At 61.6% G+C, this 25,628-nt stretch carries 27 protein-coding genes; 14 read left to right on the top strand and 13 right to left on the bottom strand.

The features are described from left to right. Positions 1 to 64: 64 nt before the first annotated feature. Both REA38_RS05230 and REA38_RS05225 read right to left on the bottom strand, forming a co-directional pair. Entirely contained in the window at positions 65 to 607 is a 543-nt protein-coding gene (locus REA38_RS05230; protein ID WP_041033982.1) for a GNAT family N-acetyltransferase, read from the bottom strand. Then, a complete protein-coding gene (locus REA38_RS05225; protein WP_033637546.1) occupies positions 607 to 1,074 on the bottom strand; it encodes an acyltransferase in 468 nt (155 codons plus the stop codon). The genes REA38_RS05230 and REA38_RS05225 overlap by 1 nt, the downstream gene beginning before the upstream one ends. A gap of 205 nt (positions 1,075 to 1,279) precedes the next feature. Here REA38_RS05225 and REA38_RS05220 point away from each other — a divergent pair, with 205 nt between their 5' ends. Next, positions 1,280 to 1,870: a Yip1 family protein gene (locus REA38_RS05220; RefSeq protein WP_033637547.1), complete on the top strand. Its 591-nt coding sequence runs from the start codon at positions 1,280 to 1,282 to the stop codon at positions 1,868 to 1,870. Between the two features lie 57 nt (positions 1,871 to 1,927). Here REA38_RS05220 and REA38_RS05215 read toward each other — a convergent pair whose 3' ends face one another. Continuing rightward, a complete protein-coding gene (locus tag REA38_RS05215; RefSeq protein ID WP_033653478.1) occupies positions 1,928 to 2,779 on the bottom strand; it encodes a DMT family transporter in 852 nt (283 codons plus the stop codon). Positions 2,780 to 3,377: 598 nt separating this feature from the next. On the opposite strand from REA38_RS05215, the gene REA38_RS05210 reads away from it, so the two are divergent. The 3 genes from REA38_RS05210 to REA38_RS05200 are packed head-to-tail and all read left to right on the top strand — an operon-like array spanning position 3,378 to position 6,071. Further along, a complete protein-coding gene (locus REA38_RS05210) occupies positions 3,378 to 4,094 on the top strand; it encodes an ABC transporter ATP-binding protein (RefSeq protein ID WP_308885284.1) in 717 nt (238 codons plus the stop codon). A gap of 16 nt (positions 4,095 to 4,110) precedes the next feature. After that, positions 4,111 to 5,067 (top strand): ABC transporter substrate-binding protein, encoded by a 957-nt coding sequence (locus REA38_RS05205; protein WP_049195878.1) that lies wholly within the window; start codon positions 4,111 to 4,113, stop codon positions 5,065 to 5,067. Further along, positions 5,064 to 6,071, top strand: coding sequence for an iron ABC transporter permease (locus tag REA38_RS05200; protein ID WP_033653475.1), 1,008 nt, complete (start codon positions 5,064 to 5,066; stop codon positions 6,069 to 6,071). Before REA38_RS05205 ends, REA38_RS05200 begins: the two co-directional genes overlap by 4 nt. A 13-nt stretch (positions 6,072 to 6,084) precedes the next feature. Here the strand turns inward: REA38_RS05200 and REA38_RS05195 are convergent, their stop codons facing one another. The 5 genes from REA38_RS05195 to REA38_RS05175 all read right to left on the bottom strand — a co-directional run bounded on the left by REA38_RS05195 (position 6,085) and on the right by REA38_RS05175 (position 11,088). Next, the gene (locus REA38_RS05195) at positions 6,085 to 7,608 is read right to left on the bottom strand and encodes a sulfite reductase flavoprotein subunit alpha (RefSeq protein WP_033653474.1); all 1,524 of its coding nucleotides are present in this window, start codon (positions 7,606 to 7,608) and stop codon (positions 6,085 to 6,087) included. Between the two features lie 5 nt (positions 7,609 to 7,613). After that, the gene (locus REA38_RS05190; RefSeq protein WP_033647052.1) at positions 7,614 to 8,039 is read right to left on the bottom strand and encodes a PAS domain-containing protein; all 426 of its coding nucleotides are present in this window, start codon (positions 8,037 to 8,039) and stop codon (positions 7,614 to 7,616) included. Positions 8,040 to 8,261: 222 nt separating this feature from the next. Beyond that, positions 8,262 to 9,968: a D-lactate dehydrogenase gene (gene dld / locus REA38_RS05185; protein WP_308885209.1), complete on the bottom strand. Its 1,707-nt coding sequence runs from the start codon at positions 9,966 to 9,968 to the stop codon at positions 8,262 to 8,264. Positions 9,969 to 10,093: 125 nt separating this feature from the next. After that, a complete protein-coding gene (gene map / locus REA38_RS05180; protein WP_049195874.1) occupies positions 10,094 to 10,888 on the bottom strand; it encodes a type I methionyl aminopeptidase in 795 nt (264 codons plus the stop codon). Beyond that, a complete protein-coding gene (locus REA38_RS05175) occupies positions 10,885 to 11,088 on the bottom strand; it encodes a ParD-like family protein (protein ID WP_006324220.1) in 204 nt (67 codons plus the stop codon). The genes map and REA38_RS05175 overlap by 4 nt, the downstream gene beginning before the upstream one ends. A 168-nt stretch (positions 11,089 to 11,256) precedes the next feature. Here REA38_RS05175 and ddlA point away from each other — a divergent pair, with 168 nt between their 5' ends. Then, a complete protein-coding gene (gene ddlA / locus REA38_RS05170) occupies positions 11,257 to 12,360 on the top strand; it encodes a D-alanine--D-alanine ligase (protein WP_049195873.1) in 1,104 nt (367 codons plus the stop codon). A 34-nt stretch (positions 12,361 to 12,394) separates the two neighbouring features. On the opposite strand, the gene REA38_RS05165 is transcribed toward ddlA, so the two are convergent. Both REA38_RS05165 and REA38_RS05160 read right to left on the bottom strand, forming a co-directional pair. Then, positions 12,395 to 13,174, bottom strand: a complete 780-nt coding sequence (locus tag REA38_RS05165; RefSeq protein WP_308885207.1) for an ABC transporter substrate-binding protein — start codon at positions 13,172 to 13,174, stop codon at positions 12,395 to 12,397. A gap of 34 nt (positions 13,175 to 13,208) precedes the next feature. Beyond that, positions 13,209 to 14,363, bottom strand: coding sequence for a pyridoxal phosphate-dependent aminotransferase (locus REA38_RS05160; RefSeq protein WP_047568751.1), 1,155 nt, complete (start codon positions 14,361 to 14,363; stop codon positions 13,209 to 13,211). Between the two features lie 118 nt (positions 14,364 to 14,481). Between REA38_RS05160 and REA38_RS05155 the strand changes: the two genes are divergently transcribed. From REA38_RS05155 to REA38_RS05145, 3 genes are all read left to right on the top strand, one after another. Continuing rightward, on the top strand, positions 14,482 to 15,402 hold the full coding sequence (locus tag REA38_RS05155; RefSeq protein WP_033653469.1) for a LysR substrate-binding domain-containing protein: 921 nt from the start codon (positions 14,482 to 14,484) through the stop codon (positions 15,400 to 15,402). 112 nt (positions 15,403 to 15,514) lie between these two features. After that, entirely contained in the window at positions 15,515 to 17,812 is a 2,298-nt protein-coding gene (bglX, locus tag REA38_RS05150) for a beta-glucosidase BglX (protein ID WP_308885205.1), read from the top strand. Between the two features lie 71 nt (positions 17,813 to 17,883). Continuing rightward, a complete protein-coding gene (locus REA38_RS05145) occupies positions 17,884 to 18,807 on the top strand; it encodes a PEP phosphonomutase (RefSeq protein ID WP_033637556.1) in 924 nt (307 codons plus the stop codon). Here the strand turns inward: REA38_RS05145 and REA38_RS05140 are convergent. Both REA38_RS05140 and REA38_RS05135 read right to left on the bottom strand, forming a co-directional pair. After that, positions 18,804 to 18,941 (bottom strand): hypothetical protein, encoded by a 138-nt coding sequence (locus tag REA38_RS05140; protein ID WP_223182132.1) that lies wholly within the window; start codon positions 18,939 to 18,941, stop codon positions 18,804 to 18,806. The genes REA38_RS05145 and REA38_RS05140 overlap by 4 nt on opposite strands. Next, complete coding sequence (locus tag REA38_RS05135; RefSeq protein ID WP_308885203.1) at positions 18,941 to 19,084, bottom strand: hypothetical protein; 144 nt, start codon at positions 19,082 to 19,084, stop codon at positions 18,941 to 18,943. Before REA38_RS05135 ends, REA38_RS05140 begins: the two co-directional genes overlap by 1 nt. Before the next feature lie 547 nt (positions 19,085 to 19,631). Here REA38_RS05135 and REA38_RS05130 point away from each other — a divergent pair. The 5 genes from REA38_RS05130 (at position 19,632) to REA38_RS05110 (ending at position 23,748) form a co-directional block, all read left to right on the top strand. Further along, complete coding sequence (locus REA38_RS05130) at positions 19,632 to 20,024, top strand: hypothetical protein (RefSeq protein WP_038879962.1); 393 nt, start codon at positions 19,632 to 19,634, stop codon at positions 20,022 to 20,024. A 186-nt stretch (positions 20,025 to 20,210) separates the two neighbouring features. Then, entirely contained in the window at positions 20,211 to 21,260 is a 1,050-nt protein-coding gene (locus REA38_RS05125; protein WP_308885202.1) for an ABC transporter substrate-binding protein, read from the top strand. After that, the gene (locus REA38_RS05120; RefSeq protein WP_308885200.1) at positions 21,257 to 22,258 is read left to right on the top strand and encodes an iron ABC transporter permease; all 1,002 of its coding nucleotides are present in this window, start codon (positions 21,257 to 21,259) and stop codon (positions 22,256 to 22,258) included. Before REA38_RS05125 ends, REA38_RS05120 begins: the two co-directional genes overlap by 4 nt. After that, complete coding sequence (locus REA38_RS05115; RefSeq protein ID WP_101427914.1) at positions 22,251 to 23,030, top strand: ABC transporter ATP-binding protein; 780 nt, start codon at positions 22,251 to 22,253, stop codon at positions 23,028 to 23,030. The genes REA38_RS05120 and REA38_RS05115 overlap by 8 nt, the downstream gene beginning before the upstream one ends. Next, positions 23,023 to 23,748, top strand: coding sequence for a substrate-binding domain-containing protein (locus tag REA38_RS05110; protein WP_308885283.1), 726 nt, complete (start codon positions 23,023 to 23,025; stop codon positions 23,746 to 23,748). Before REA38_RS05115 ends, REA38_RS05110 begins: the two co-directional genes overlap by 8 nt. A gap of 28 nt (positions 23,749 to 23,776) precedes the next feature. Here the strand turns inward: REA38_RS05110 and REA38_RS05105 are convergent, their stop codons facing one another. Then, entirely contained in the window at positions 23,777 to 24,577 is an 801-nt protein-coding gene (locus REA38_RS05105; RefSeq protein WP_080335407.1) for an alpha/beta fold hydrolase, read from the bottom strand. 237 nt (positions 24,578 to 24,814) lie between these two features. Between REA38_RS05105 and REA38_RS05100 the strand changes: the two genes are divergently transcribed. Further along, positions 24,815 to 25,570, top strand: a complete 756-nt coding sequence (locus REA38_RS05100; protein WP_308885198.1) for a CDP-diacylglycerol diphosphatase — start codon at positions 24,815 to 24,817, stop codon at positions 25,568 to 25,570. The last annotated feature ends 58 nt before the right edge of the window (positions 25,571 to 25,628 follow it).

Below are 25,628 nucleotides of genomic sequence, written 5' to 3'. Positions count from 1 at the left end.
ATAACAGTTCTCATCCGATGGTAGGGGTTAAAAAGTAAACATAGCCTCAATGGCGGCCGATAAATCAGTAACCGATTTCGCTATTGAACGGCAAATACCAGAACAGCGCGATTTCGTGATCGGCGATCTCCGGCTCGGCGCGGTACAGCAAACGGTCGATGCCGCCGAGAATAAACCCGTAATGCTGGTAGCAGCGACAGGCGGCCAGATTGTTGTTCTGCGTTTCGAGCATCATACCTGAGGTTTCCTGCTGCCGCGCCCACTGTTTGGCGCAGTCCAGCAGCGCCCCGGCGATGCCCTGACGGCGCGCGTGAGCGCTGACCGCGATCTCGTCGATCAGGGTGTAACCGTTCCAGTTTTTGCTCAGCGTGATGTGGCCAACGGCTTGGTCCTGGCGATATGCCAGGAAAGTCGCGCTGTCTTCGTTGGCGAACGGCGCCAGGGGATACTGTTTGCGAAACGGCGCCACCGGGCGGGTTGGCCAGCTGTCGACCGGGGTGTCGAACTGCGGCAGGGCGTAACAGCGGATGGTAAAGCCGAAATCGCCGCGCGTCAGGTAATCATCGGGCAGCGCCTCAATGGCCGCAATGCGGATGGCCGCGGTCATTACGGCAGCTCCCGCAGCAGGCGCGCCGGGTTGCCGGCATAAATCCCCTTGCGGGTGATGTCGCGGGTCACGACCGCCCCGGCGCCGATCACCGCGTCGCTGCAGATCTCCACCGCCAGGATGGTGGCGCCGGAGCCGATGGACACCCGATCGCCGACGCGCGTGCGCCCCCAGCTGGCTGGATCTGCATTGGGCGCGCCGTCTTTGAACAGATCGTTGGCGAAGGTGACGCCGTGGCCGACAAAGCACGCTTCGCCGAGGGTAACGTATTCGCAGATAAAGCTGTGCGACTGAATTTTACTGCGTGCGCCGATGCTGACGTGGCGCTGGATCTCCACGAACGGGCCGACGAAGACATCGTCGCCGAGCCGGCAGCCGTACAGATTGCAGGGCTCGACAACGGTGACGTTGCGCCCGGCGTCGACGTCGACGATCCCCGCCTGGCGGGTGGTGATAACGGATGACATGACCTTCCTCGCAGCTTGGTTTTTATGGTGGGAGTATAAGACAAAGCGCCGCGGCGTTGCGCTTTCCGCACGTTTTTTCGCCGAAAGACTATAATGAGTACAGGGGAGAGAGCCCCGTGGCCGCAATCCTCGCACGGGTAGCAGTCCGTCGGAGGTGTGAAATTCGTTCGCCGATCGCGGCCTACGGCGAGATAGGAGGTGTCTCATGGTCAGTCATGTTTGGGGACTTCTGGCGCATCCCAGCGCCGAGTTCGAACAGATCAAAAACGAGAATGAAAGCGTCTCGCACCTATACACCCATCACGTGTTGCTCTTGGCAGCAATCCCGGTGGTCTGCGCTTTTATCGGCACCACCCAGTTGGGCTGGCTCTCCGGCGAGGGACATGCCATCAGGCTCGACATGTTTACCGCGCTTTATACCGCCGTGGCGTTTTACCTGCTGATGCTGGCGGGCGTAGCGGCCATGGGGAAAGTCATTCACTGGATGGCGCGGCGCTATGAATCGCGCCCCAGCCTGCACCGCTGCATGGTGTTCGCCGGCTACGTGGCGACCCCGATGTTCCTCAGCGGGATTGTGGCGCTCTATCCGGTCGTCTGGCTGTGTCTGTTTGTCGGCATTATCGGCCTGTGCTATTCGGGCTATCTGCTGAATCTGGGGATCCCGCACTTCCTGAATATCGACAGTAAGGAAGGGTTCATCTTCTCCAGCTCGACCTTCGCCATCGGCATTCTGTTGCTCGAGCTGCTGCTTGGGGTGACGGTGCTGCTGTGGGGGTACGGTTCCTGGTTATTCTGAGTTAACGGTTGTTGTTGTCGCCCCCGCGCCGGTGGAACGGCGCGGGGGCTTTTGCTTTTATGCGCGGCGGAAAACCAGCATCACGCCGAGCACGATGCCCGCCATGCCCAGCAGGCTCAGCGCCGCCAGCGCGTGGCCGAGCAGCAGGTAGTCCAGCAGGGCGGTGACCGCCGGGATCAGATAGAACAGGCTGGTGACCTGCACCAGGTTGCCGCGCTGGATCAGGCGATACAGCAAGAAGGTCGCCAGCACCGAGATCACCACCGCCATCCACAGCAGCGGCAGCACGAACTCTGGCCGCCACTCGACCCGCAGCGGCTCAAACGGCAGCGCCAGCGTACACATCAGCAACCCGACGGCATACTGCAGCGGCAAGACCGCCAGCGGCGGCTGCGTCATGCCTTTTTGCAGCAGGGTGCCGGCGGTCATGCAGCCCAGCGCGATAAAGGCGAACAGCATGCCGCTCAGCGAGAAGTGGGCCACCATCAGGCTTTGGTACACCACCAGCGTCAGCCCGGCCATCGCCAGCGCCAGGCCGAGCGCCCGCAGCCCGGTGCAGCGCCGTTCAGTGATGAACTGGGTGAGGATCGGCTGTACGCCGAGCAACGTGGCCAGCACGCCGGGCGTAATACCCTGTTCCAACGCCAGCAGATAGCAGATTTGATAGCTGCCGATCATCAGCACGCCAATCAGCGCGACGCGCCGGCGGGTGCCGGGGGCGGGCAGGCACTGGCGCTGCCACAGGCCGATGGCCAACAGCACCGCCAGCGCGATGGCGCAGCGGAAGAACAGGAAAGCGAAGGCGGAGGCGTGCTCCAGCCCCCAACGGGAGAAAATCGCGCCGCTGCTCCAAAGCAGGACGAACAGCGTAGCCAGGCCGGCATTGGCCCAGAGAGAAGGTAATCGCATGTCAATTTCACCTGTCGTGAAAATTACAGGCTCCGGCGCGCGCGGCGGTCTACGCCTGAACGCAACAGATCAATAAGCCGGAGGTAAAAAGTCGGTTTGGCTTAGCGCACGACCACAATGCGTGGCGGGTAAGCGGCAACCGCTGAAACGACAGAGGAAACGGCGGGTGGGGCGGAAGAAGCACACAGCAAAACGGCGGCCGGAACGGTCGCGTTTGTCGGATCTGTGCTGTGCGCCAGGTAGGCCATGTGAGTTCCTGAAAACCGGGAATGAAACTAATCGCTCAAACATAACTAAGTTCAGCGGGGCGTGCAATCGGAAATCGCAGTGGTTCAAGTGATAATGAAAATCATTATCATTTATTGAGAGGTATGCTATGTTGCTTTGGCCGCGCAGTTTTGACGCAGAGGGCGCGGCTTGCTCTTGCCTCGGTTCACGCAATGCGTGCGACAAAAGACATTGCGATTCGCTTTTGCAGAAGGCGCGTAATCGTGGTAAAAATATTGATATGTTATAATATAACAATTTACGCATAATGAATTCAGTTCACGACATCCTCCACGTTGATGGGATTAGCCTGACCGGCCACGGCGGGGCATTGATACTCGACAACATCCATTTCGCGCTGCGCGCCGGTGAGAAGCTGGCGGTGATCGGCCCTAACGGCAGCGGCAAGTCCAGCCTGTTGCGTGCCCTGATCGGTGAAACGCGGCCGGACAGCGGCGGCATTTACTGGCGAGGGCGCGCCTTGTCCGCGTGGCCGGCGGCGGAGCGCGCCAGAAGCATCGCCTTTCTGGCACAAAACGATTCGCCGGATTTGCGGCTGTCGGTTGAGGACTACGTGGCGTTGGGCCGTTTGCCGCATGGCGCATGTTCTGCGACGGGAAAGCGCATCGTTGACGAAGCCATCGGGGAAACCGGGTTGGCGCCGCTCATGCGCCATCCGTTGGGGCGGCTCTCGGGCGGCCAGCGTCAGCGTGCCGCGCTGGCTCGGGCGTTGGCGCAGTCTCCCGATCTGCTGTTGCTGGATGAACCGACCAATCACCTCGATCCGCCCGGGCGCTCGGCGCTGCTGTCGTTAGTGAAAAATAAAGACATCGCCGTGATTGCGGTCTTGCACGATCTGCCCGTGGCAGAGGCGTTTGCCGATCGGATCCTGGTGCTCAACGAAAGCCGTCAGGTGGCCTGTGGTACGCCCGAGGCGGTGTTGCAGACCCCGGTGATTCTGCCGGTGTTCGGCATGAACAGTTTCAAGGTGGCACATCCCGTCAGCGGGAAAACGCTGCGCATTTTTGACGTTCCCCATTGCGCTTGATAAACCAGAGAGAAACATGAACGCACGCGTATTCATCCTGCTTCTGCTGTTGGCCGCCAGGTCGGCGGCGGCTGAACATTTTCCCGTCACCGTAGAAAGCTGCGGTGTGCCGGTCACCTTCAACCAGGCGCCGCAGCGCGCCGTCATCAACGACATCAACATGGCCGAGATGGCCTTTGCACTGCATCTGCAGGATCGCATTGTCGGGCTGACCGGCATCACCGGCTGGTACAAACTGACGCCCGACTTCAAGGCCGCGATGGGCACCATTCCCGAGCTGGCGCCGAAATATCCCGCTTTGGAAACGCTGCTGGCGGCACAGCCGGATTTCTTTTTCGCCGGCTGGAATTACGGCATGAAGATCGGCGGCGACGTCACGCCGGAGAAGCTCGCCCCGTTCGGCATCAAAACGCTGGTGCTGAGCGAGAGCTGCGTACAGGCCGGCGGGCGGCCGCAGAAGGCCGATATGAACCTGCTGTATGACGATGAGCTGAAGCTCGGCAAGATTTTCGGCAAGCAGCAAGAGGCCACCGCGCTGGTTGAGGGCTGGCAGCGCCGGTTGGCTGCGCTTCCCGCCAGGCCGGCGGGCCAGCCGCCGCTCAAGGTGTTCGTCTATGACTCGGGGGAGGAGAAGCCTTTCACCAGCGGCAAATACGCTATGCCGACGGCGATCATCGAAGCGGCGGGCGGCCGCAACGTGATGGACGGTTTGCCGGCGAGCTGGACGACGGCGTCCTGGGAGGCGGTAGCGGCGGCCGAGCCTGATTTCATTATTCTGCTGGATTACCAGACCGGTTCGGGCGCCGATGCGCTGCGGCGCTTCCTCGAGTCTCACCCGTTGATGAAATTGACGCCTGCCGTACGGCACCACCGCTATCTGAAACTGCAGTATGCGGAGCTGACGCCGGGGCCGGCTAACATCGGCGCAGTGGAAAAGCTGGCGCGGGCGCTGTACGCGCCGGAGGCTGAATGAACTCGCCGACTCGGCGCTTTATGCTGCTCGCACCGCTGGCGCTGTCGGTATTGTGCGGGCTAATGATCTGGAGCCTGCAGCTGGGCAGCGTCGCGCTGTCATGGCGGCAGGCGTTTGCGGCGTTAGGGCTCGGTTCGGCGCCGCTTTCCGGCATGCTGGACACCATCGTCGTGCAGCTGCGGGTGCCCAGGGCTTTGTTGGCGGCGTTAACCGGCGCCGGACTGGCGATGACCGGCGCGCTGCTGCAGACCACCACCCGCAATGAGCTGGCCGATCCTTTTTTGTTTGGGCTCTCTTCCGGTGCCTCCGCCGGCGCGGTGCTGGTCATCACGCGCTTCGGTGATGCGCTGGGCGCACTGACGTTGCCGCTGTCGGCTTTCGTCGGCGGCATTCTGTCCGCGATGGCGGTGATGATCCTGTTTCGCGTCAGCCGGGTCAGGCGCGCCGAGCAGTTGATCGTCTGTGGCCTGGCGGTCTCATTTTTGTTTAGCGCGCTCACCAGCTACCTGGTGTTTTCCGGCGATCAGCGGGCGGCCGGTTCGGTGTTGTTCTGGTCGCTCGGCGGGCTGGGGCTGGCGCGTTGGGATAATCTGTTCATTCCGCTGGCGAGTTTCGTGCTGCTGGCCGGGTTTACGGCGCTGCGTTGGCGGGCGCTGGACGCGCTGCTGGCGGGCGAGCAAACCGCCCATTCGATGGGGGTCAACGTGGCGCGGCTGCGCACCGAGACCTTTCTGTGCTGCGCACTGTCCACGGCGTTTCTCGTTTCGCTGACGGGCGTGATCGGCTTTGTCGGGCTGATGGTGCCTTATCTGGCCCGGAGCCTGGTGGGCGTGCGCCACCGATTGTCCGTGCCGATGTGCGGCATGCTGGGGGCGATGCTGCTGACCGGCGGTGACATGCTCAGCCGCAGCCTGATCCCCAATCAGGAACTGCCCATCGGCATCATTACGGCGGGGCTGGGGGGCGCGTTCATCGTGTCCTTGCTGCTGCGCGCGGAGCGGTGAACGCCGCCCTGTCTCAATAGAGCTCCAGATGCAGGCGCTGCTGCTCAATCAGCGTCTGCCACAGGTTTTCCGCCCCGTGGGCTTGCTCCAGCGCCGTCGCCACGGCATGTTCCAGATACTGACGATTGCCGCACAGGTAGACATGCGCGCCCCGCCGCAGCAGGCCGCTGACGACACCGGCGTGATCGTCGATGGCGTGTTGCACGTAATACTTGTCGGCGGTGTCGCGCGAGAATGCCGTGATGAGCCGCGTGAGTACGCCCGCCGCGTTCAGCGTGACCAATTCCTCGCCATACAGGAAGTCTTCATCGCGCCTTTTCTCACCGAAGATCAGCACGGTTTCACGCCGTTCGCCCTGGGCGGCCATTTCGCGCAGTAAGCCAATCAACGGTGCGATGCCGGTACCGGTACCGATAAGCAGCACCGGTACGGTGGTATCGCGCGGCAGGTAAAAGCCGGGGTTGGCGCGGCAGAAGAGGCGGAAAGGGCCGGGTTGGCTGAGCAGCCAGCCGGTCGCCGTGCCGCGCCGGGTGCGGCCGCCGCGTTCATAATGCACGTCGCGCACGCACAGATCGAGGCTCTCTTCCCGCGTTGCCGAAGCGATGGAGTAGGCGCGCGGTAGGCAAACGGGCAGCAGCGTCAGCAGGTTCTCCAGCGTGACCGCGTGCGGCGGGCAAAAATCGTGCAGCACGTCCAGCAGATCGGCGCCGTACAGATAACTCTCCAGGGCTTTGCGCTGGCGGATCTTGAGCAAGCCTTTGAGTTCTTCGCTGTCGGCCAACTGCGCCAGTTCGCGCAGCGTCGTTTTGCTGAGCTGGCGCAGCTCCCGACGCCGCAGCGTGTCGACGGCCTCCGGCCTGCCGAGCCAGTCAGCCAGCCGGGTCAATAATCCTTCGTCGTTCTCCGGCAACAGATAGACGGTATCTCCCGCCCGGTAAACGATGCCGCTGCCGGCGATATTCAGCCGCAGGTGCCAGGCCTGCGGCGTGCGTGCGCTGAGCGGCCGCCGTTCGAGGAGGGCGGCGCTGAACGCATGGTCTTCACCGTAGGCGGTTACGCGCAGATGTAAATCGCGGCCGGCCTGGGCATCGCCGGCCAGCACCTTATCCAGCGTCGTCAGCCAGGTTGCGAAGAACGGTTCGAAGTTAACGTCTGCGTCGACGCGATTGACGATGGCGTGGGCGCCGTATTGCGTCAGGCGTGCATCCAGCGCCTGCGTGAAGCCGCAGAAATGCGGGTACGCGGTGTCGCCGAGGCCGAAGATGGCGTAGCGCAACCGATGGCGGTTAGGCCATTGCGCCAGCGCGTCGGAAAAACGTTCGGCGTTGGCGGGCGGTTCGCCGTCGCCAAATGAGCTCGAGACGATCAGTAGGGCGTCATGCTCGCCCACATCGGCGGGCTGGATGGCGTTGAGTTCTTTCACGACGGGGCGGTAGGGTTGCAGGCTGCTTTGCTCGCCCAGGCGCATCGCCAGCGCCCGGGCGTTGCCCGACTCCGAACCGTAACCAATCAGGATGCGTTCGATAAGGTCGGCCATGGCGGTTACTTGTCGTAGTGGTTGTCGAACTGTTCTTTGGCGAATTCCACCGATTCGAAGTCGGTCATCAGATCGTTGATCACGCGGCGGATGCTGATATAGGCCGCGATATTGCCCTGGGCGTCATACAGCGGTTGCACTGTGGTGTCGACCACGTACAGCACGCCGCCTTTGCCGACGTTCGGAATGATGCCGGTCCAGATGCCGCCCGCCTTGATGGTGTCCCACATCGCTTTGTAAACCGCTTTCGGCACGGAAGGGTGGCGCACGATGCTATGGGGCTGGCCCACCAGCTCTTCCCGGGAAAAGCCGGTCAGTTGGCAAAACAGATCGTTGACGTAGGTGATGGTGCCTTGCAGATCGGTGGTGGAGATCACCATCACTTTATCGAGCGCGGCTAACAGCTGGGCGGAATCGAGGGTCTGACTCATGGTAGGTTCCTTCTCATTAACAACTTCGCGGTGATTGCCACGGCGGATGCCATGTATCCGTCATGACAGTTTTGTAATTGATTCTCATTTGCGATGAATGGTAATCGGGAAATTTATAAGTTGCAATATAAATACATCTTTAAGGGCGCAGAAAGATCACGATGAGGCAGGCAGGGGAGAGTAGGCCCGCGCCGGGTGCGGCGGCGGGCCAATCGGGCAGTCTTAGCGGGGGCCTTCGGCCCAGCCTTTGCGTTTACTGGTTTTGCCGATGCCGGGGTTGAAGCTGTTGGTCGGATCGGCGGCGCGGTAGAACGCCTGCAGATCCGGTTTGGCGTGATACAGGTGGCCGACGTTATGCTCCGCCGGATACTCGGCGCCGCGCCGGTTGAGGATCTCGAGCATCTTTTCTTTCAGCGCGTGGCTGTCGACGCCTTTTTTCACCACGTAGTCCTGATGGAAGACGTGGCACATAAAGTGGCCGTAATACAGCTTATGCACCAGCTGGCTGTCGATTTCCGGCGGCAGCGTTTCAAACCAGTCGGTGTCGTTGCGGCGCAGGGCGATATCCAGCGCCAGAATATCCTCCACCTTGTCGGCGTGCACCGCATGGTAGCGCACGGCGGCGCCGGCGGCGGCGAAGCGGTGCAGGAAGGCCTTTTTGCCTTCGTCAGGCGTGCAGGCGAAGAAAGCGCCTTCGGCCTGGGCGAAGTACTCGGTCAGGTAGCGCTGCGCTTCGTCTACGCCGGGGCCGGCCATCTTCAGCAGCAGGTGATGTTCGAAACGTTCGCGGTAGTCCTTCATGCGCTTCGGCAGGTGGCTCGGCGCCAGATGGCTCAGGCCCTGCATCAGCCGGTCGGTCAGGTTGTGCGGCAGCAGCGGCAGCTTGTTGAGGCTGGCGTCCATGCGGCCTTTCAGGGTGAAGAAGCGCGGCATCTGATCGGTGCCGAGCTTGTCGATCATCATGAAGGTGTCTTTGCCGTAGACCTCGGCGATGTCGAAGATATCGCGGTGCATGTACTCACCGGCCACCGGCAGATTGTCGAACTGGCTCAGCATGTGGCGGCGCAGCTCGGTCAGCACCGCGGTGTCGTTGGTGCCGATATAGAACACCTGCTCTTTGCCTTCTTTCTCGAAGGTGTCGAGCCGCACCGCGAACACCGCCAGCTTGCCGGCGCAGCCGGAGGCCTCGAACAGGCGGCGTTTGTCGGCGTTGAAGCGGGAAGGGGTGTCGGCATCGACGTCGCGCACCCGGCTGGCGTACTCGTTATCCGAGGCGCGCAGCTCGCCGTATTCGACGTCCTCTGGACGGTAATCGCCTTTTTCCAGCCGGGTGAGGATCTCTTCCGGCGTGTCGCCGAGGCGGATGCCCAAATGATTCACCAGGCGCAGCTGGCCGTCTTCCCCTAGCTGGGCGTACAGCGCCATTTCGGTATAGGCCGGGCCGCGTTTCACCAGCGAGCCGCCGGAGTTGTTGCACACGCCGCCGATCACCGAGGCACCGATACAGGAGGAACCGATCACCGAATGTGGTTCGCGGCCGTAGGGTTTGAGCAATTTTTCGAGGTGGTGCAGGGTGCTGCCGGGGAAGCCGACCACCTGCTTGCCGTTGTCCAGCACCTGAATATGGTCGAGGCGCAGGGTGCTGACGATGACGATGTCGCGATCATAGTCGTTGCCGCTGGGGGTCGATCCTTCGGTCAGGCCGGTATTGGCGGCCTGCATGATGACGATTTTGTCGGCGGCCACGCAGGCCTGCAAAATGCGCCACAGCTGCAGCAGGCGGGTGGGAAACACCACCGCCAGCGCCTGGCCTTCGCCGGAGCGGAACCCCTTGCGATACCGCTCGGTGTTGCGATCGCCGGTCAACAGCTGCGGGCCGCCGACGATGTCCTTGAGCTGATTGATAAACGCCTGATTGCCTGACTGCATGCTGCCTGTCTCCCTGTCATCCCCGTCGCTTTAACCGCGGCGCCGGAGTGCCGCATATAAGCTAAGAGGTTATCAATTAAATAACTTATTAAGCTATCAGCTTGCCAAGCTAATGGCTTGCGGGTTTAGTAGCGCTCGGCGTAGCCGGCCCGGCGCTCTTCGTCGCGCAGCGTCAGGATCTCCACGCCGTCGGCGGTGACCGCCACGGTGTGTTCCCACTGCGCCGACAGTTTTTTGTCACGCGTCACCACCGTCCAGCCGTCTTTCTTCTGCTTGATACGGCGGTCGCCCTGGTTGATCATCGGCTCGATGGTGAACACCATGCCTTCCTGCAGCACCAGACCGCTGCCGGGTTGGCCGTAGTGCAGCACCGCCGGTTCTTCATGCATATCGCGGCCGATGCCGTGGCCGCAATACTCCCGCACGATGCTGTAGCCGGCCTGCTCGGCGTGCCGCTGGACGGCATGGCCGATATCGCCGAGGGTGGCGCCCGGTTTCACCGCGCGAATGCCCTGCCACATCGATTCATAGACGTTGCTCACCAGCCGTTTGGCCAGCGGCGTCACCTGGCCGATGCAGTACATCTTGCTGGAGTCGGCGATGTAGCCGCCGTTTTCCAGCGTGATGTCCACGTTGACGATCATGCCGGAACGCAGGATTTTGCTGGCCGACGGCACCCCATGGCACACCACGTCGTCGATTGAGGTGTTGAGCACATAGGGGAAATCATACTGCCCCTTGCTGGCCGGGCGCGACTTCAGCTCTTCGACGATAAACGCCTCGGCGCGGTCGTTGATCTCCATGGTGGAGATGCCTTCGACGATGACCTCATCGAGCATAGCAAACACTTTCGCCAGCAGGGCGCCGGAATGGCGCATTTTGGCAATCTCTTCCGGCGTTTTAATCACAATCTGTTTCACCCGACAATCTCCTTCAGCGTCAGCGCGTTATCTTTCATCATTTTTTTTACCAGCTGCGGGTAGGTCAGTTCCGGATGGAACTCCGCCAGCATGCCGATCTTGATCCAGTACTCGGCCTGCGCGTTGATCGAACGCGTCATGGTCAGGCTGGCGAGGCGCAGATCGTCATGCAGCGCGTCTGAAATTTTTACGATGCCCATCGGCGTCTCCCTAAGTGAACGATATACGAAGTGTATACGTTTAGGATGGTCGCGATGTGGCATTCTGTGGCGTAAGAAGATTCTGGCAACAACGATTGCCGCCGCCAGGCAATGCGTTTATTGTGATAAACGACTTTTTTGCCATGATTTTTCAGAAGGATTTAAGGCGTGACTAAACTACGTGTTGGGGTGATTTTTGGCGGTAAGTCGGCGGAGCATGAGGTGTCGCTGCAGTCGGCCAAAAACATTGTGGATGCAATCGACAAAGAGAAGTTTGACGTCACGCTGCTGGGGATCGACAAACAGGGGCAGTGGCACATCAACGACGCCTCCAACTACCTGCTCAACGCCGAGAACCCGGCGCTGATCGCGCTGAACCGCTCGAACAAGAACGTGGCGCTGATCCCGGGCCAGGAAAAACAGCAGCTGATCGAAGCGGGCAGCGCCGGCGCGTTGGGCCAACTCGACGTCATCTTCCCGATCGTGCACGGCACGCTGGGGGAGGACGGCTCGCTGCAGGGGCTGCTGCGCATGGCCAATATGCCGTTCGTCGGCGCCGGCGTGCTCGGCTCGGCGGTCAGCATGGATAAAGACGTGACCAAGCGCCTGCTGCGCGACGCCGGGCTGGCGGTGGCGCCGTTCGTCACCCTGACCCGCGCCAACCGCGCCGGATTCACGTTTGAGCAACTGAGCGAGCGCCTCGGCCTGCCGCTGTTCGTCAAGCCGGCCAACCAGGGCTCGTCGGTCGGGGTCAGCAAGGTGGAAAACCGCGCCGAGTTCGACGCGGCGGTATCGCTGGCCTTCAGCTTCGATCACAAGGTGCTGGTGGAGTCGGCGATCGTCGGCCGCGAGATCGAGTGCGCGGTGCTGGGCAACGACGATCCGCAGGCCAGCGTGTGCGGCGAGATCGTGCTGAGCGACGCCTTCTATGCTTACGACACCAAATACATCAATGAGCAGGGCGCTCAGGTGGTGGTGCCGGCGGCGATCGCGCCGGAAGTGAGCGACCACATCCGCGAGGTGGCGCTGAAGGCGTTCCGCGCGCTGGAGTGCTTCGGCCTGGCGCGGGTGGATGTGTTCCTGACGCCGGACAACCAGGTGGTGATCAACGAAATCAACACGCTGCCGGGCTTCACCAACATCAGCATGTATCCCAAGCTGTGGGCCGCCAGCGGCGTCAGCTATCAGGCGCTGATCACGCGCCTGATCGAATTGGCGCTGGAGCGCCACCAGCAGGATCGCGCGCTGAACAGCTCGGTGTTCGATCGCTAATCGCGGCAGGGGGCGGCGGTGCCGCCCCCGTCTCTCACTTCACCGTCACATCGATATCGCCGAAATACTTCTTCGACAGCGCCGTCACCGTGCCTTGCTGTTTCACTTTGGCGATGGCGGCATCCAGTTTTTTCTTCAGCGCCTCATCCCCTTTACGCAGGCCGAAGGCGATACCTTCACCGAGGATTTTGTCGTCGCGCACCGCCTCGCCGACGAAGGCGAAGCCTTTGCCGTCCGGCTGCGACAGGAAGCCGCTTTGCCCCGACGGCGCCATCACCAGCGTGGCGTCGAGCCGACCGGCCGCCAGATCGAGGTAAACCTGATTCTGATCCTGATAAGACACCACGTCCACGCCCGCCGGCGCCCAATGGGTTTTGGCGTAAATCTCCTGAATCGAGCCTTGCAGCACGCCCACGTGTTTGCCCGCCAGCGATTTGGCGTCCGGCAGCAGGCCGCTGCCGGCCTTGGCGATCAGGCGGTTCGGCACCTGATAGATGGCGTCGGTAAAGGCGATCGCCTGACGCCGCTGTTCGGTCACGTTCATCGCCGAGTTGATGGCGTCGAACTTGCGCGCCTGCAGCGCCGGGATCAGGCTGTCGAACGAGGTTTCCACCCAGCTGCATTGCAACTGCGCGGCGGCGCACACCGCGCCGCCCAGTTCGATGTCGAACCCTTCCAGTTTGCCGCTGGCGGATTTGGATTCGAACGGCGGATACAGCGCTTCCAGGCCGAAGCGCAGGCTGTTTTCCGCCGCCAGCGAAGCGCCGGCGGCCAGCAGGCATCCGGCGGCGAACAGCGTTTTCAATGCTTTCATAGGCAGTGCCCCTTTCCCATGGTTGGACAAAAAATCACACCTGGCTCAGGCGGCGCGCGCCTTCCAGCAGGGTCTCGTTATCTTTGGAAAAACTCAGCCGGATAATGCCGGTATCGGTGCCGTCACTGTAGAACGCCGACAGCGGGATCGTCGCCACCTTCGCTTCGCGGATCAAGCGCACGGCGAAATCATTGTCGCTTTCGTGACTGAAGCCGCTAAAGCGGGCCAGCATGAAGAAGCTGCCGCGGCTGGGCAGCAGCTCAAAGCGCGAATCCTGCAGGGCGCTGGCCAGCAGATCGCGCTTTTGTTGATAAAACGCCGCCAGCCCCAGGTAGCTCTGCGGGTTGGCGAGCGCGGCGGCGAAGGCGTGCTGCATCGGCGTATCGGCGGAGAACACCATGAACTGGTGCACCTTGCGGATCTCGTCCATCAGCGCCGCCGGCGCCAGGCAGTAGCCGACGCGCCAGCCGGTGACGTGGTAGGTTTTACCGAACGACGACACGATCACGCTGCGTTCCGCCAGCTGCGGGTAGCGCGCCATGCTGTGGTGAATATCGCCGTCGAACACCACGTGCTCGTAGACCTCGTCGGACAGGATCACGATGTCGGTGTCACGGGTCAGGGCGGTCAGACGTTCGATGTCGTGCGCGTCAAACACCGCGCCGGTCGGGTTGTGCGGCGTGTTGACGATGATCATGCGCGTTTTGCCGTTGATGGCGGCGGCCACTTCGTCCCAGTCGACGCGAAAATCCTGCAACGACAGCTTGATCGCCACCGGCGTGGCGCCCTGCAGGCGCACGATCGGCGCATAGCTGTCGAACGCCGGTTCGAAATAGATCACCTCGTCGCCGGGATGCACCAGCGCGCTGATCGCCGAGTACAGCCCTTCGCTGGCGCTGGCGATCACCGTGATTTCTTCGTCGGCGTCATAGCGTGCGCCATACAATCGTTCAGCTTTTTCCGCCAGAGCAGCACGTAACGCCGCCACGCCGCTCATCGGCGCGTATTGGTTATGACCTGCGCGCATGGCTTGCGCCGTCGCCTCGATCAGCTGCGGGTCACCGGCGAAGTTGGGCGCGCCCTGCGACAGATTGAGGGCCTGATGTTCGGCGCTGAGTTGGCCAATGACGGTGAAAATGGTGGTGCCGACGTCCGGCAGCTTCGAGCGGGATGAGCAGGCGCTCTGCATGATGGGCTCCAGGCAAACAGGGAAGTGTTGAGCGATTAAGCATCAGGCGGCGTAGGCGGACAAGGGAAAGTTTGTCATACTTGCCATGCACTACGATCATACCTAATCGAGGCCCGCTATGCCGATATCCCTGCCGTCGCTCGACGTGTTGAAAACCTTCGTGGTGGTGGCGCAACGCCTCAACTTTACCCATGCCGCCCGGCAGCTGCACCTGACGCAGGGGGCGGTCAGCCGGCAAATCCTCGGGCTGGAACAGCGCCTGGGCTATCCGCTGTTCAGCCGCCAGGCGCGCGGTTTGGCGCTGACGCCGCAGGGCGCGCAGCTGTTGGCGCCGGTGCAGCAGGCGCTGGGGCAGTTGGACGAGGCGCTGACGCGGGCCGCCGCCCCGCCGGGGGCGCTGCGCATCAAATGCCCGACCTGCGCCATGCGCTGGGTGCTGCCGCGCATCATTCGCCTGCAGAATGAACGGCCGGACATGCATATTGAGCTGACTGCTTCGGTGTCGCACGGTCTGGATTTCAGCACCGAGCAGTTTGACGCCGCGGTGGTATTCGGCCGGCCGCCGGGCAAAAAGCTGAGCGCGCACCTGCTGTTCGACGAAATCCTCACGCCGGTCTGCACGCCGACGTTCCTGCCGCCAACGCCCCGGCTGGCGGACTTGACGGACAAAACCCTGCTGCACCCGACGCGCGATCGGCGCGACTGGCTGCGCTGGCTGAAGGCGGCGGGGGCCGATGCGCTGCCGTCCGGCAAGGCTCAGCATTTCGATACCCTCGATCTGGCGATGAGCGCCGCACTGCAAGGGTTTGGCATCGCCATCGGCGATCTGTGCCTGCTGGAGGAGGATATTCAGGCGCGGCGTATCGTCACGCCGTTCCCGCTCTGCGTCAGCAGCGGCGCGGCCTATTATTTGGTCTATCCTGAACGCGGGGCGCCATCGCCGGCGCTGGCGCAGTTTATCGACTTCCTGACGGCGGAGGCCGCCGACAGCCGCGCCCGGCTGCAGAATTACCTGCCGATAACCTGTAATGCTTTGTAAACATTAACGATGCGAATTACCTTGGCGATGAAACAGAGTGTGGCAAACTGTTTCTTCACTCCGATTAAACTCCGCGGCGTTGGCGGCGGAAACACGCCTGAGATAAAACAAGATGAAATGGCTTTGTGTGGTGAGTATGTTGTCCGGTCTGGCCCTCAGCCCGGCTTTTGCGCAGGAAACGCCGATAACGCAGGGCATGCACGCCCAGCAGCGCGAGGCCTTCGTGTCCAATTTGATGAAGCAGATGACGCTGGAAGAGAAGATCGGCCAGCTGCGGCTGATCAGCGTCGGGCCGGATAACCCGAAAGAAGCGATCCGCGAGGGCATCCGCAAAGGGCAGATCGGCGCCATCTTCAATACCGTTACCCGGCCGGATATCCGGGTGATGCAGGATCAGGCGATGCAGCTCAGCCGCCTCAAAATCCCGTTGTTCTTCGCTTATGACGTGGTGCACGGTCAGCGCACCGTGTTCCCGATCAGCCTGGGGCTGGCGGCCAGCTTCGATCTGGAAGCCATCACGCTCAGCGCCCGGGTGGCGGCGCAGGAGGCCAGCGACGACGGCCTGAACATGACCTTTGCGCCGATGGTCGATATCACCCGCGATCCGCGCTGGGGGCGGGTCTCCGAAGGCTTCGGCGAAGACACCTGGCTGGTGTCGAAAATCGCCAAGGTGATGGTCGACGGTTTCCAGAACGGCGACCCGGCCAAACCCGGTTCGGTGATGGCCAGCGTCAAGCACTTTGCGCTGTACGGCGCCGTCGAAGGCGGCCGCGATTACAACACCGTCGACATGAGCCCGCTGCGCATGCATCAGGACTATTTGCCGCCTTATAAAGCGGCGGTGGATGCCGGCAGCGGCGGGGTGATGGTGTCGCTCAACGCGATCAACGGCGTGCCGGCCACCGCCAACCCGTGGCTGCTGAAAGATCTGCTGCGCGACCAGTGGGGCTTTAAAGGCATCACCATCAGCGACCACGGCGCAATTAAAGAACTGATTAAACACGGCGTGGCCGCCGACGCGCGCGACGCGGTGCGGCTGGCGATCACCTCCGGCGTCGACATGAGCATGAGCGACGAGTTCTACGACAAATACCTGCCGGGCCTGGTGAAAGACGGGCTGGTGGCTGAAAGCGATATCGACCGCGCCTGCCGCGACGTGCTGAACACCAAGTACGACATGGGGCTGTTCACCGATCCGTATGTGCATCTGGGGCCGGCGGGGGCCGATCCGCAGGACACCAACGCCGAAAGCCGCCTGCACCGCGCCGAGGCGCGGGTGGTGGCACGCAAAACGATGGTGCTGCTGAAGAACGATAAGCAGACGCTGCCGCTGAGCAAACAGGCGACCATCGCGCTGGTCGGGCCGATGGCCGACAGCCAGCGTGACGTGATGGGCAGCTGGTCCGCCGCCGGGGTGGTCAAGCAGTCTGTGACCCTGCGCGAAGGGCTGGAGCGGGCGGTGGGCGACAAGGCGCGCATTCTTTACGCCAAGGGCGCCAACGTCACGCAGGATAAAGGCATCATCGACTACCTGAACGAGTATGAGCCGGCGGTGGCGTTCGACACCCGTTCGCCGCAGCAGATGATCGACGAAGCGGTACAGGCGGCGAACAAGGCCGACGTGGTGGTGGCGGTGGTGGGGGAATCGCAGGGCATGGCGCATGAGGCCTCCAGCCGCGCCGACATCACGATCCCGCAGAGCCAGCGCGATCTGATCGCCGCGCTGAAAGCCACCGGCAAGCCGCTGGTGCTGGTGCTGATGAACGGCCGGCCGCTGGCGCTGAGCTGGGAGAGCGAGCAGGCGGACGCGATGCTGGAAACCTGGTACAGCGGCACCGAGGGCGGCAACGCGGTGGCGGACGTGCTGTTCGGCGACTACAACCCGTCGGGCAAGCTGCCGATGACCTTCCCGCGCTCGGTCGGCCAGATCCCGATGTACTACAACCACCTGAACACCGGCCGCCCGTTCGGCAAGGAGAATCCGGGCAAGTACACCTCGCGCTACTTCGATTCGCCCAACGGCCCGCTGTATCCGTTCGGTTACGGCCTGAGCTACACCACCTTCAGCCTGTCGGATCTGACATTGTCCAGCCCGACGATGGCGCGCAACGGCAAGCTAACCGCCAGCGTCACGCTGAAAAATACCGGCAAGTACGACGGCGCCACGGTGGTGCAGCTGTATCTGCAGGACGTGACCGCCTCGGTCAGCCGGCCGGTGAAAGAGCTGCGCAACTTCAAGAAAGTGACGCTGAAGGCCGGCCAGTCGCAGCAGGTTGAGCTGCCGATTAGCGAAGACGATCTGAAGTTCTACAACGCCAGCCTGAAATGGGGGGCGGAGCCGGGCAAATTCAACGTGTTCGTCGGCCTGGACTCCGACAACGTGCAGGCGCAAAGTTTTACGCTGAAGTAACCCTGTCCCCCTCGTTCAGCCGCGCTGAGCGAGGGGCGTCCATTCCCGCTAACGTCATCGGAGCTTGCCTCATGAAACGCTATCTGGACTGCAGCGCCAGCGATCTGGCCGATATCGGCAAAGCCGACCTGCTCTACGCCATCCGCGCCAGCGAAGGGCGCATTTTGGTCAGCGAAACCATCGCGGTCACTCAGCCGCTGCTCAATAACGTCACCAACGCCGAGCTGGCGGCCAGCCAGGGCGCCGACCTGCTGCTGCTGAACCTGTTCGACGTCGACCATCCGCACATCGCGGGCCTGCCCGCCGACGTGCCGCCACAGGAGGCGCTGCGCACGTTGCAGCGCCTGACCGGGCGGGTGATCGGGGTGAACCTGGAGGCCGTCGATCCGGCCTTCGCCACCGAACATAACGATTTCTGGCAGATGACGGCGGGGCGTGCCGCCACCGCCGAGAATGCGCGCAAGCTGTATCAACTCGGCGCGCGCATGCTGGTGCTGACCGGCAACCCGAACAACGGCGTCAGCAATCAGGCGATCGCCGCCGCGCTGAAAGCGATCCGTGATGAGGTGGGCGACGAGATGGTGCTGGTGACCGGCAAGATGCACGGGGCCGGTATCGTGCGCGAAAGCGGCAGCCAGCTGATCGGCGAGCAGGACATCGCGCTGTTCGTGGAGAACGGCGCGGACATCGTGCTGTTGCCGGCGCCCGGCACCATTCCCGGCATGTCGCAGGAGAAAGTGGCGGCGCTGATCGCTTATGCGCAGCGGCAGGGCGCGCTGGCAATGACGGCGATCGGCACCTCGCAAGAGGGGGCCGACGTGCAGACCGTGCGGCAGATTGCGCTGATGAGCAAAATGGCCGGCGCGGATCTGCACCATATCGGCGATACCGGCTATCTGGGGCTGGCGCTGCCGGAAAACATCTTCGCTTACAGCGTGGCGATTCGCGGCGTGCGCCACACCTACAGCCGCATGGCGCGCTCGGTGAACCGCTAAGCCCGGGGTTTTTGCGCCGTCACGATGCTGAAATAGCCGAGCGACGGCAGCACTTGAGCTGGCCCGACGTCGCGCAGCTGGTCGCCGATTTCCCTGCCGGAGTATTGGCGGCCCTGCGTCCATCCCATCATCATCAGGCCGCATCCCGCGGCGGCCAAAGGCTGCTGATCAAGTTCCAGAAATAACGCGGTGTTTTTAACAAAAAGGGTTCCGCTTCCGGCGTAAGATGAAATGTTTCGCCGTCTCTGGCGATCAATTTCAATGCTAATAGCGCCATGATCAACGTTTCCGCTGGGCGTCTTTCCACATTGGCCTGAGCGCATATATCAGTCAGGTTGAGGGGGGCAGAGCAATAAACTCAAAGATGCCCAGGCGATGCGCGATAAGCACCGCCGGATAGAGATATAAATTCATCGTGATATCGAGAAGGGTTTTTCGTCGCATTGTGGCGGCCGGACGGCATGGTTCATGTGAATCCCCTCCCACTAAGGCATGACGCGTCTTAACAGGCTATGCCACGCCGGTGGTTTTGGCAAAGAGGGGCGCGCAATTGACCGCAGGCCAACGCTTCTTTTGTAAATAATTCCTGGGTGAGATTATTTTTATTATGAATTGAGTGCGGCCAATGCCGAACGTGAAAAAATGACAGCGGGCGGAGATTATTACCCCAGCATGCGTTTTTATTTTATTGAGGCTTAACTTAATCACCGCTATTAATGCATTAGGGTTGTGTTAATCTAGGCCGCCGTTATACCGTACCGATATTCACACTTTATTTGTGAATGATTAAAAATTAAATAATTCATTATTAAAACGAGTTAACAATGAAAAAAAGCATTCTGACCGGCATGATTGCCGCGACTCTGGGCCTGTTCAACACCGCTAACGCTGAAGGGATGGATCCTGCCGCATTGAAAAACGTCTATGACATCACGCGCAATACCGCCGGGTTGATGTCTTACTGCGTCGATAAAGGCTTCCTGAAAGCCGACAGCATCGACAACGCCAAGAAAATGGTGGCCTACGTGGCGGCTATTCCCGGCGGCGTCGACACCCGCGACGGCGACAAGCGCGAAGCGATGGGCCGAGAAGGCAATGTGCTGAACGACGACGGCAAAGTGGTCGCGTTGGAAAAAGAAGCGCCGCAGGGGCTGCAGGCATGGTGCCAGCAGGCTGACGAAGGGATCCGCCAGGGGCTGACGTCTATCGGTCAATAAGTCTTCTTCACGCGCCCTTACAGGGCCGATGGGATCCGTCGCCACACCGGCGGATCCGCTTCCAGGATCGCATTCACGCCTCGTTTTACCTCCCGAGTACCCGCATCCGGTTTGATCCCGCTGATTGTTTCGCCATGCACATCGCTATATTATTTGCTATACAACGATAATCAACCGGTCACTGCCATGTTTAACTTTCTCCCGCGCCTGCTGTTGGCGCTTGTTTTGTTTTCCACCGCCGCCCAGGCGGATCGCCAGGTCACCGATCAGCTCAATCGCCAGGTCACGCTGCCCGATCGCATCACCCGCGCGGTGGTGCTGCAACACCAGACGTTGAACCTGTTGGTGCAGCTTGATGCGATGCCTCAGGTGGTCGGTGTGCTCAGCAGTTGGAAAAAGCAGCTGGGGCCAAACTACCTGCGGCTGGCGCCGACGTTGGCAACCCTGCCGATGCCGGGCGATCTGACTTCGGTGAATATCGAGAGCCTGCTCGGCCTGCATCCGCAGGTGGTGTTCGTGGCCAACTATGCGCCGCCGGAGATGATTGCGCAGATCGAACGGGCGGGCATTCCGGTGGTGGCTATCTCGCTGCGCCGCGAGGCGGCCGATCAGGCGGGTAAAATGAACCCGCAGCTGAGCGATGAGGATCGGGCCTATACGCTGGGGCTGCAGGACGGCATTCGCTTGATCGGCGAAGTGATGTCGCGTCAGCCTCAGGCCGAAGCGTTGATTAAGGACGTCATTCAGCAGCGCGCGTTGGTCGCTGAACGGCTGCGCGATCTGCCGGAAAATCAGCGGGTACGGGTGTATATGGCCAACCCCGATCTCACCACCTACGGCGCCGGCAAGTATACCGGGTTGATGATGCGGCACGCCGGTGCGCTCAACGTGGCGGCGAAGGACATTCAGGGGTTTAAACAGGTTTCTATCGAGGATGTCCTGAAGTGGGATCCGGCAGTGATTTTCGTGCAGGAGCGCTACCCGGACGTGGTGAAACAGATCCTGACGTCACCGCAGTGGCAGCCGATCGACGCGGTGAAGAATAAGCGGCTCTACCTGATGCCGGAGTACGCCAAGGCCTGGGGGTATCCGATGCCGGAGGCGATGGCGTTGGGTGAGTTGTGGATGGCGAAAAAACTTTACCCGCAGCGTTTTGCCGATATTAATCTGCAGCAGCGGGTCGACGCTTACTATCAACGTTATTACCGCGCCACCTGCTGCCAGAGCGGGCAATGAGGCTGGGCTGGCTGGCGTTGTTGACGCTGTGCTGCGCGCTGTTTTCGCTCGGCGTTGGCCGCTTTCAGGTGCCGATGACGCACAGCCTGATGATTTTGCTGGAGCCGTTCACCGGGCAGCATTATGCCGGCATCGATGCTATCCAACGCCAGGTGATCCTGGGCGTGCGCGTGCCGCGAGTGCTGTTGGCGATGGGCGCCGGCGCGGCGCTGGCCCTGTGCGGCGCGGCTTTGCAAGGCGTCTTTCGCAACCCGCTGGTCGACCCGCATATCGTCGGCGTGTCGTCCGGCGCGGCCTTTGGCGGCACGCTGGCTATCCTGCTCAGCCTGCCGTTGGCGGCGCTGCTGCTGTCGGCTTTTGTTTTCGGCATGGCGGCGCTGCTGCTGATTTTCACTCTCACCAGCGCCATTGCGCTGCGCAATATTCTCTCTTTGGTACTGGCGGGGGTGATCCTCAGCGGCTTCTTCTCAGCCTGCGTCAGCCTGATGCAATATCTGGCGGATACCGAAGAGAAACTGCCGAGCATCGTGTTTTGGCTGCTCGGCAGCTTTGCCACCGCCGATCGGCAAAAGCTGCTGATGCTGTTTGTGCCTTTGCTGTTGGCCGGCGGCTTGCTGTTGGCACTGCGCTGGCGCATCAATCTGCTGTCGTTGGGTGATGAGGATGCCGGTGCATTGGGCATCAACGTTGAGCGCACCCGCTGGCTGATTTTGACGCTGTGCGCCGCCATTGTGGCCGCCCAGGTGGCGGTCAGCGGCAGCATCGGTTGGGTCGGCTTGGTGATCCCGCACGTGGCGAGGCGGCTGGTGGGGCCGGATCACCGGCACCTGTTGCCGGCTTCACTTTGCCTGGGGGCCCTGTACATGCTGGTGATCGACGATTTGGCGCGCACGCTGAGCAGCAGCGAAATCCCGCTGGGCATTCTGACCGCGCTGATTGGCGCGCCGCTGTTCGCGCTGCTGCTGCGCCGCGCGCAAGTGAGAGGCTGGCATGACTGACACCCTATTGGCCGCCAGGGGCGTGAGTTTCGCCTGGCCGAGCGGGGCACCGCTGTTCCAGCATCTGGACATTCAGCTGCGGCGCGGCGAAGTGCTGGCGGTATTGGGCCCGAATGGGCGTGGCAAGAGCACGCTGCTGCAGCTGCTGTTAGGCAGCCTGACGCCGCAATCCGGCGAGATTGAGCGCCACGGTGAGATGGGCTTTGTCCCGCAACACTTTGCGCCGCCGTTCGCCTACCGGGTGCTGGATATCGTATTGATGGGTCGGGCGCGCCATGTCGGCCTGTTTCGTTCACCGTCAGCCGAGGATCATCGGCTGGCGAGAGAAGCGTTGCAGTCGTTGGATTTGCAGCACCTGGCAGAGCGCGAGTTTGGCAGCCTATCCGGCGGTCAACGTCAATTAGTGATGATCGCCCGCGCATTGGCGATGCGCTGCGAGGTGTTGATCCTGGATGAACCGACTTCGGCGCTGGATCTGCATTATCAGGATCGGGTGTTGAGCCTGATGGCGAGCCTGGCGCGGGAGCAGCAGTTGGCGGTGGTGTTCTCTACGCATCAACCCAATCATGCTCACGCGGTGGCCGATCGGGCTTTGCTGTTGGGCAAGGAAGGGCGCAGCCGGCTCGGTGCCTGCCGCGAGGTGTTAACGGCGCAATCCCTGTCACCCCTGTTCGAGCTGGCGATCGAACGGGTGCCGCTGACGGTGGCGGGCCGCCGTTACGCGACGCTGGTGCCGCTGTATCGCAGCCAACTGGAGCGACATGATGAATGATATCCTGCTGTTTGCCGCCGGCAGCCTGCGGCTGGCGTTTGCGCCGCTGCTGTCGGCTTTTCAGCGGCGCGCCGGGCAAAAAGTCACGGCGGAATTCGGCCCGGCGGGGTTGTTGCGCCAGCGGATAGAGAATGGCGAGCGGCCACAGCTGTTCGCCTCGGCCAACGTGGCGCACCCGCAAAGGTTGGCGGATCTTGGGATAGCGGGGGCGGTGCAGATTTTTGCGCGCAATCGGCTCTGTGTGACGGTACGCAACGTGCCGGCATTAACCGAACGTCCGCTGCCGCAGGTGCTGTTCGATCCCCACTGGCGCCTTGCTACCTCGACACCGGAGGCAGATCCTTCCGGCGATTATGCGCTGCAGCTTTTAGAACGCTGTGAGCAATACTGGCCGGGGCAAGGGGAAGCGTTGCGCCGCCGGGCGCTGCCGTTGGTTGGCGGCAGGGATTCTGCTCCGGTGCCGGCGGGCCGATTGGCAGCGGAATATCTGATCGCCGGCGGGCAGGCGGATATTTTTCTCGGCTACGCCAGCTATGCTCCGGCCTTAGCCGCCTACCCGACGTTGGCGGTGCGGCCGTTGGCGCCGCCGCTGGACATCGAGGCGGATTACGGTTTATGCCTGTTGGATGACGGCGCGCAGCGGTTAGCCGCATTTATCTTGAGCAAACAGGGGCAGGAAATCCTGAGCCGACACGGGTTTATGCGGCGCGCGGAATGACTCGCCGGGCCTGGCGGCCCGGAGAATGTTACCAGAACAGCGGGGTGGTGTTTTCAGCCAGAAACGCCAGCAGGGTTTCGTTGACCGCCGTCGGGTTTTCCTTGTTGCTGATATGCCCGGCGTTGGGGATCAGCACATGTTGACAGCCGAGAAGATCCGCCATGCGCTGGCCTTCCGCCGGCGGGCGCGGCTTATCCTGGGCGCCGGTGATGACGATGCTGGCGGCGGTGATGTTTTCCAGCAGCGCCAGCTTGTCGGGGCGACCGAAGATCATCCGGCCCAGCGGTACGATGCTCTCGCGCAGGCGATCGGCGGGCAGGCTCTGGAGCTGACACAACAGCGATTGCAATAAGGCGTCGGGGACGTCATCGGAATAAAACAGCGACGCGACATGTTCCAGCAGCGGCGAGGTGATGGCGCCGGCTTGCTCCACGGCGGCCAGCATGCCCATATAACGCTGCCGCGCCTCCGGCGTTTCGTCGCCCAGGTAGCTGTCCATCAGCGCCAGCACCTTGACCCGTTCCGGCGCCAGCGCCGCCAGTTCGGCGCCCCACATGCCGCCGACGGACAGGCCGACGATGCCGAACTCTTCAATATCCAAGCGATCCATCAGCGCCAAATGATCGGCGGCGATATCCGACAGGCTGTTTCGCCCGGTCGGCAGCGCCGGTGAGTCGCCGTGGCCCCAGAGATCCGGCACGATCAGGCGGTAGCGTTTCGCCAGCGCTTCAAACTGCGGCGCCCACATGTTCAGATCGAACAGATAGCTGTGGCCCAGCAGCAACGGAAAGCCTGAGCCCACGTCGAGATAATGCAGGGATTTGCCCATCGTTGGCATCTTATCGGTTCCTTAATATAAAGAGAGTCCGGCTGCTTATATCACACTCATATTCGAACTGCGGTATTAATTTACCTTAAATTACTCAGGCAAATCCTTATTTTTAATTTTCCTTGATAACAAGACGTCAATGAAAGGTAATGCTAATGATAATATTCTGGTGACGATAAGCGCCTTGGTTTATGCTGGCGCTCCTTTCAAGATGGAATAGCTAAACAGGGAGTCATGATGAAAAAACTTTTCAGACTATTAATTATTTTGCTTGTCATTTTACTGCTGGCGGCGGTGCTGTGGTGGTTCTTTGGGCGCGGCAATCCGAATGCGCTGTGGCAAATCGTCAGCCAACAGTGCGTGCCCAATCAGCAGCAGAACAACGATCCGGCGCCCTGCTTAAAGGTTGATTTAACACAGGGTTATGTGCTGTTTAAGGACAGCAAAGGCCCCTATCACGATCTGGTGATGCCAACCGAAAAGGTCAGCGGCATCGAGAGCCCGGCATTGCAGACGGATCACGCGCCGCCTTATTTCGCCCAGGCCTGGAATAACCGCGAACATATATCCGGCGAGCTGGGCAAACCGTTAAAAGATGCGTGGCTTTCGCTGGCGGTCAATTCGAAATATGGCCGTTCTCAGGATCAGCTGCATATTCACGTTGCCTGCCTGCGTCAGGATGTCTATAACGCGCTGGGGCAACAGGCGGAGCAATTAGATCAGCAGTGGCGCCCGCTCGCGGTGAAATTAGTCGGCCACCAATATCTGGCCAGAAAATTGGCGGGCACCGATTTAACCCAGGAAGATCCTTTCCGTTTGCTGCACAACTATGTGGTCGAGCAGGGCGACAGCATCGGCAATTATGGCCTGGCGCTGGCGGTCAGCCCGCAGGGTGAGATGCTGCTGTTGGCTAACCGTTTGAAGTTGACCGATCTGAACTTGGGCTCGGCCGGCGAAATTCAGGACTACCACTGCGCGGTGGCGGGGAACTGAGTTTTTCTTATCGCTCCCCGCGTTGTCGGGGAGCGAATCTGTAAACATGCGCTATACC

It is taken from the genome of Serratia sp. MF1(2023), from assembly GCF_030954545.1.
In the GTDB taxonomy this organism is placed as follows: domain Bacteria; phylum Pseudomonadota; class Gammaproteobacteria; order Enterobacterales; family Enterobacteriaceae; genus Serratia; species Serratia sarumanii.
This window is presented reverse-complemented; position numbering and strand designations above follow the sequence as displayed.

Coding starts and splice junctions, on each gene's coding strand:
- REA38_RS05230 (WP_041033982.1), bottom strand. CDS start 607: ATGACCGCGGCCATCCGCATTGCGGCCATTGAGGCGCTGCCCGATGAT.
- REA38_RS05225 (WP_033637546.1), bottom strand. CDS start 1,074: ATGTCATCCGTTATCACCACCCGCCAGGCGGGGATCGTCGACGTCGAC.
- REA38_RS05220 (WP_033637547.1), top strand. CDS start 1,280: ATGGTCAGTCATGTTTGGGGACTTCTGGCGCATCCCAGCGCCGAGTTC.
- REA38_RS05215 (WP_033653478.1), bottom strand. CDS start 2,779: ATGCGATTACCTTCTCTCTGGGCCAATGCCGGCCTGGCTACGCTGTTC.
- REA38_RS05205 (WP_049195878.1), top strand. CDS start 4,111: ATGAACGCACGCGTATTCATCCTGCTTCTGCTGTTGGCCGCCAGGTCG.
- REA38_RS05200 (WP_033653475.1), top strand. CDS start 5,064: ATGAACTCGCCGACTCGGCGCTTTATGCTGCTCGCACCGCTGGCGCTG.
- REA38_RS05195 (WP_033653474.1), bottom strand. CDS start 7,608: ATGGCCGACCTTATCGAACGCATCCTGATTGGTTACGGTTCGGAGTCG.
- REA38_RS05190 (WP_033647052.1), bottom strand. CDS start 8,039: ATGAGTCAGACCCTCGATTCCGCCCAGCTGTTAGCCGCGCTCGATAAA.
- dld (WP_308885209.1), bottom strand. CDS start 9,968: ATGCAGTCAGGCAATCAGGCGTTTATCAATCAGCTCAAGGACATCGTC.
- REA38_RS05175 (WP_006324220.1), bottom strand. CDS start 11,088: ATGGGCATCGTAAAAATTTCAGACGCGCTGCATGACGATCTGCGCCTC.
- REA38_RS05165 (WP_308885207.1), bottom strand. CDS start 13,174: ATGAAAGCATTGAAAACGCTGTTCGCCGCCGGATGCCTGCTGGCCGCC.
- REA38_RS05160 (WP_047568751.1), bottom strand. CDS start 14,363: ATGCAGAGCGCCTGCTCATCCCGCTCGAAGCTGCCGGACGTCGGCACC.
- REA38_RS05155 (WP_033653469.1), top strand. CDS start 14,482: ATGCCGATATCCCTGCCGTCGCTCGACGTGTTGAAAACCTTCGTGGTG.
- bglX (WP_308885205.1), top strand. CDS start 15,515: ATGAAATGGCTTTGTGTGGTGAGTATGTTGTCCGGTCTGGCCCTCAGC.
- REA38_RS05145 (WP_033637556.1), top strand. CDS start 17,884: ATGAAACGCTATCTGGACTGCAGCGCCAGCGATCTGGCCGATATCGGC.
- REA38_RS05140 (WP_223182132.1), bottom strand. CDS start 18,941: ATGATGATGGGATGGACGCAGGGCCGCCAATACTCCGGCAGGGAAATC.
- REA38_RS05135 (WP_308885203.1), bottom strand. CDS start 19,084: ATGGCGCTATTAGCATTGAAATTGATCGCCAGAGACGGCGAAACATTT.
- REA38_RS05130 (WP_038879962.1), top strand. CDS start 19,632: ATGAAAAAAAGCATTCTGACCGGCATGATTGCCGCGACTCTGGGCCTG.
- REA38_RS05125 (WP_308885202.1), top strand. CDS start 20,211: ATGTTTAACTTTCTCCCGCGCCTGCTGTTGGCGCTTGTTTTGTTTTCC.
- REA38_RS05120 (WP_308885200.1), top strand. CDS start 21,257: ATGAGGCTGGGCTGGCTGGCGTTGTTGACGCTGTGCTGCGCGCTGTTT.
- REA38_RS05115 (WP_101427914.1), top strand. CDS start 22,251: ATGACTGACACCCTATTGGCCGCCAGGGGCGTGAGTTTCGCCTGGCCG.
- REA38_RS05110 (WP_308885283.1), top strand. CDS start 23,023: ATGAATGATATCCTGCTGTTTGCCGCCGGCAGCCTGCGGCTGGCGTTT.
- REA38_RS05105 (WP_080335407.1), bottom strand. CDS start 24,577: ATGGGCAAATCCCTGCATTATCTCGACGTGGGCTCAGGCTTTCCGTTG.
- REA38_RS05100 (WP_308885198.1), top strand. CDS start 24,815: ATGAAAAAACTTTTCAGACTATTAATTATTTTGCTTGTCATTTTACTG.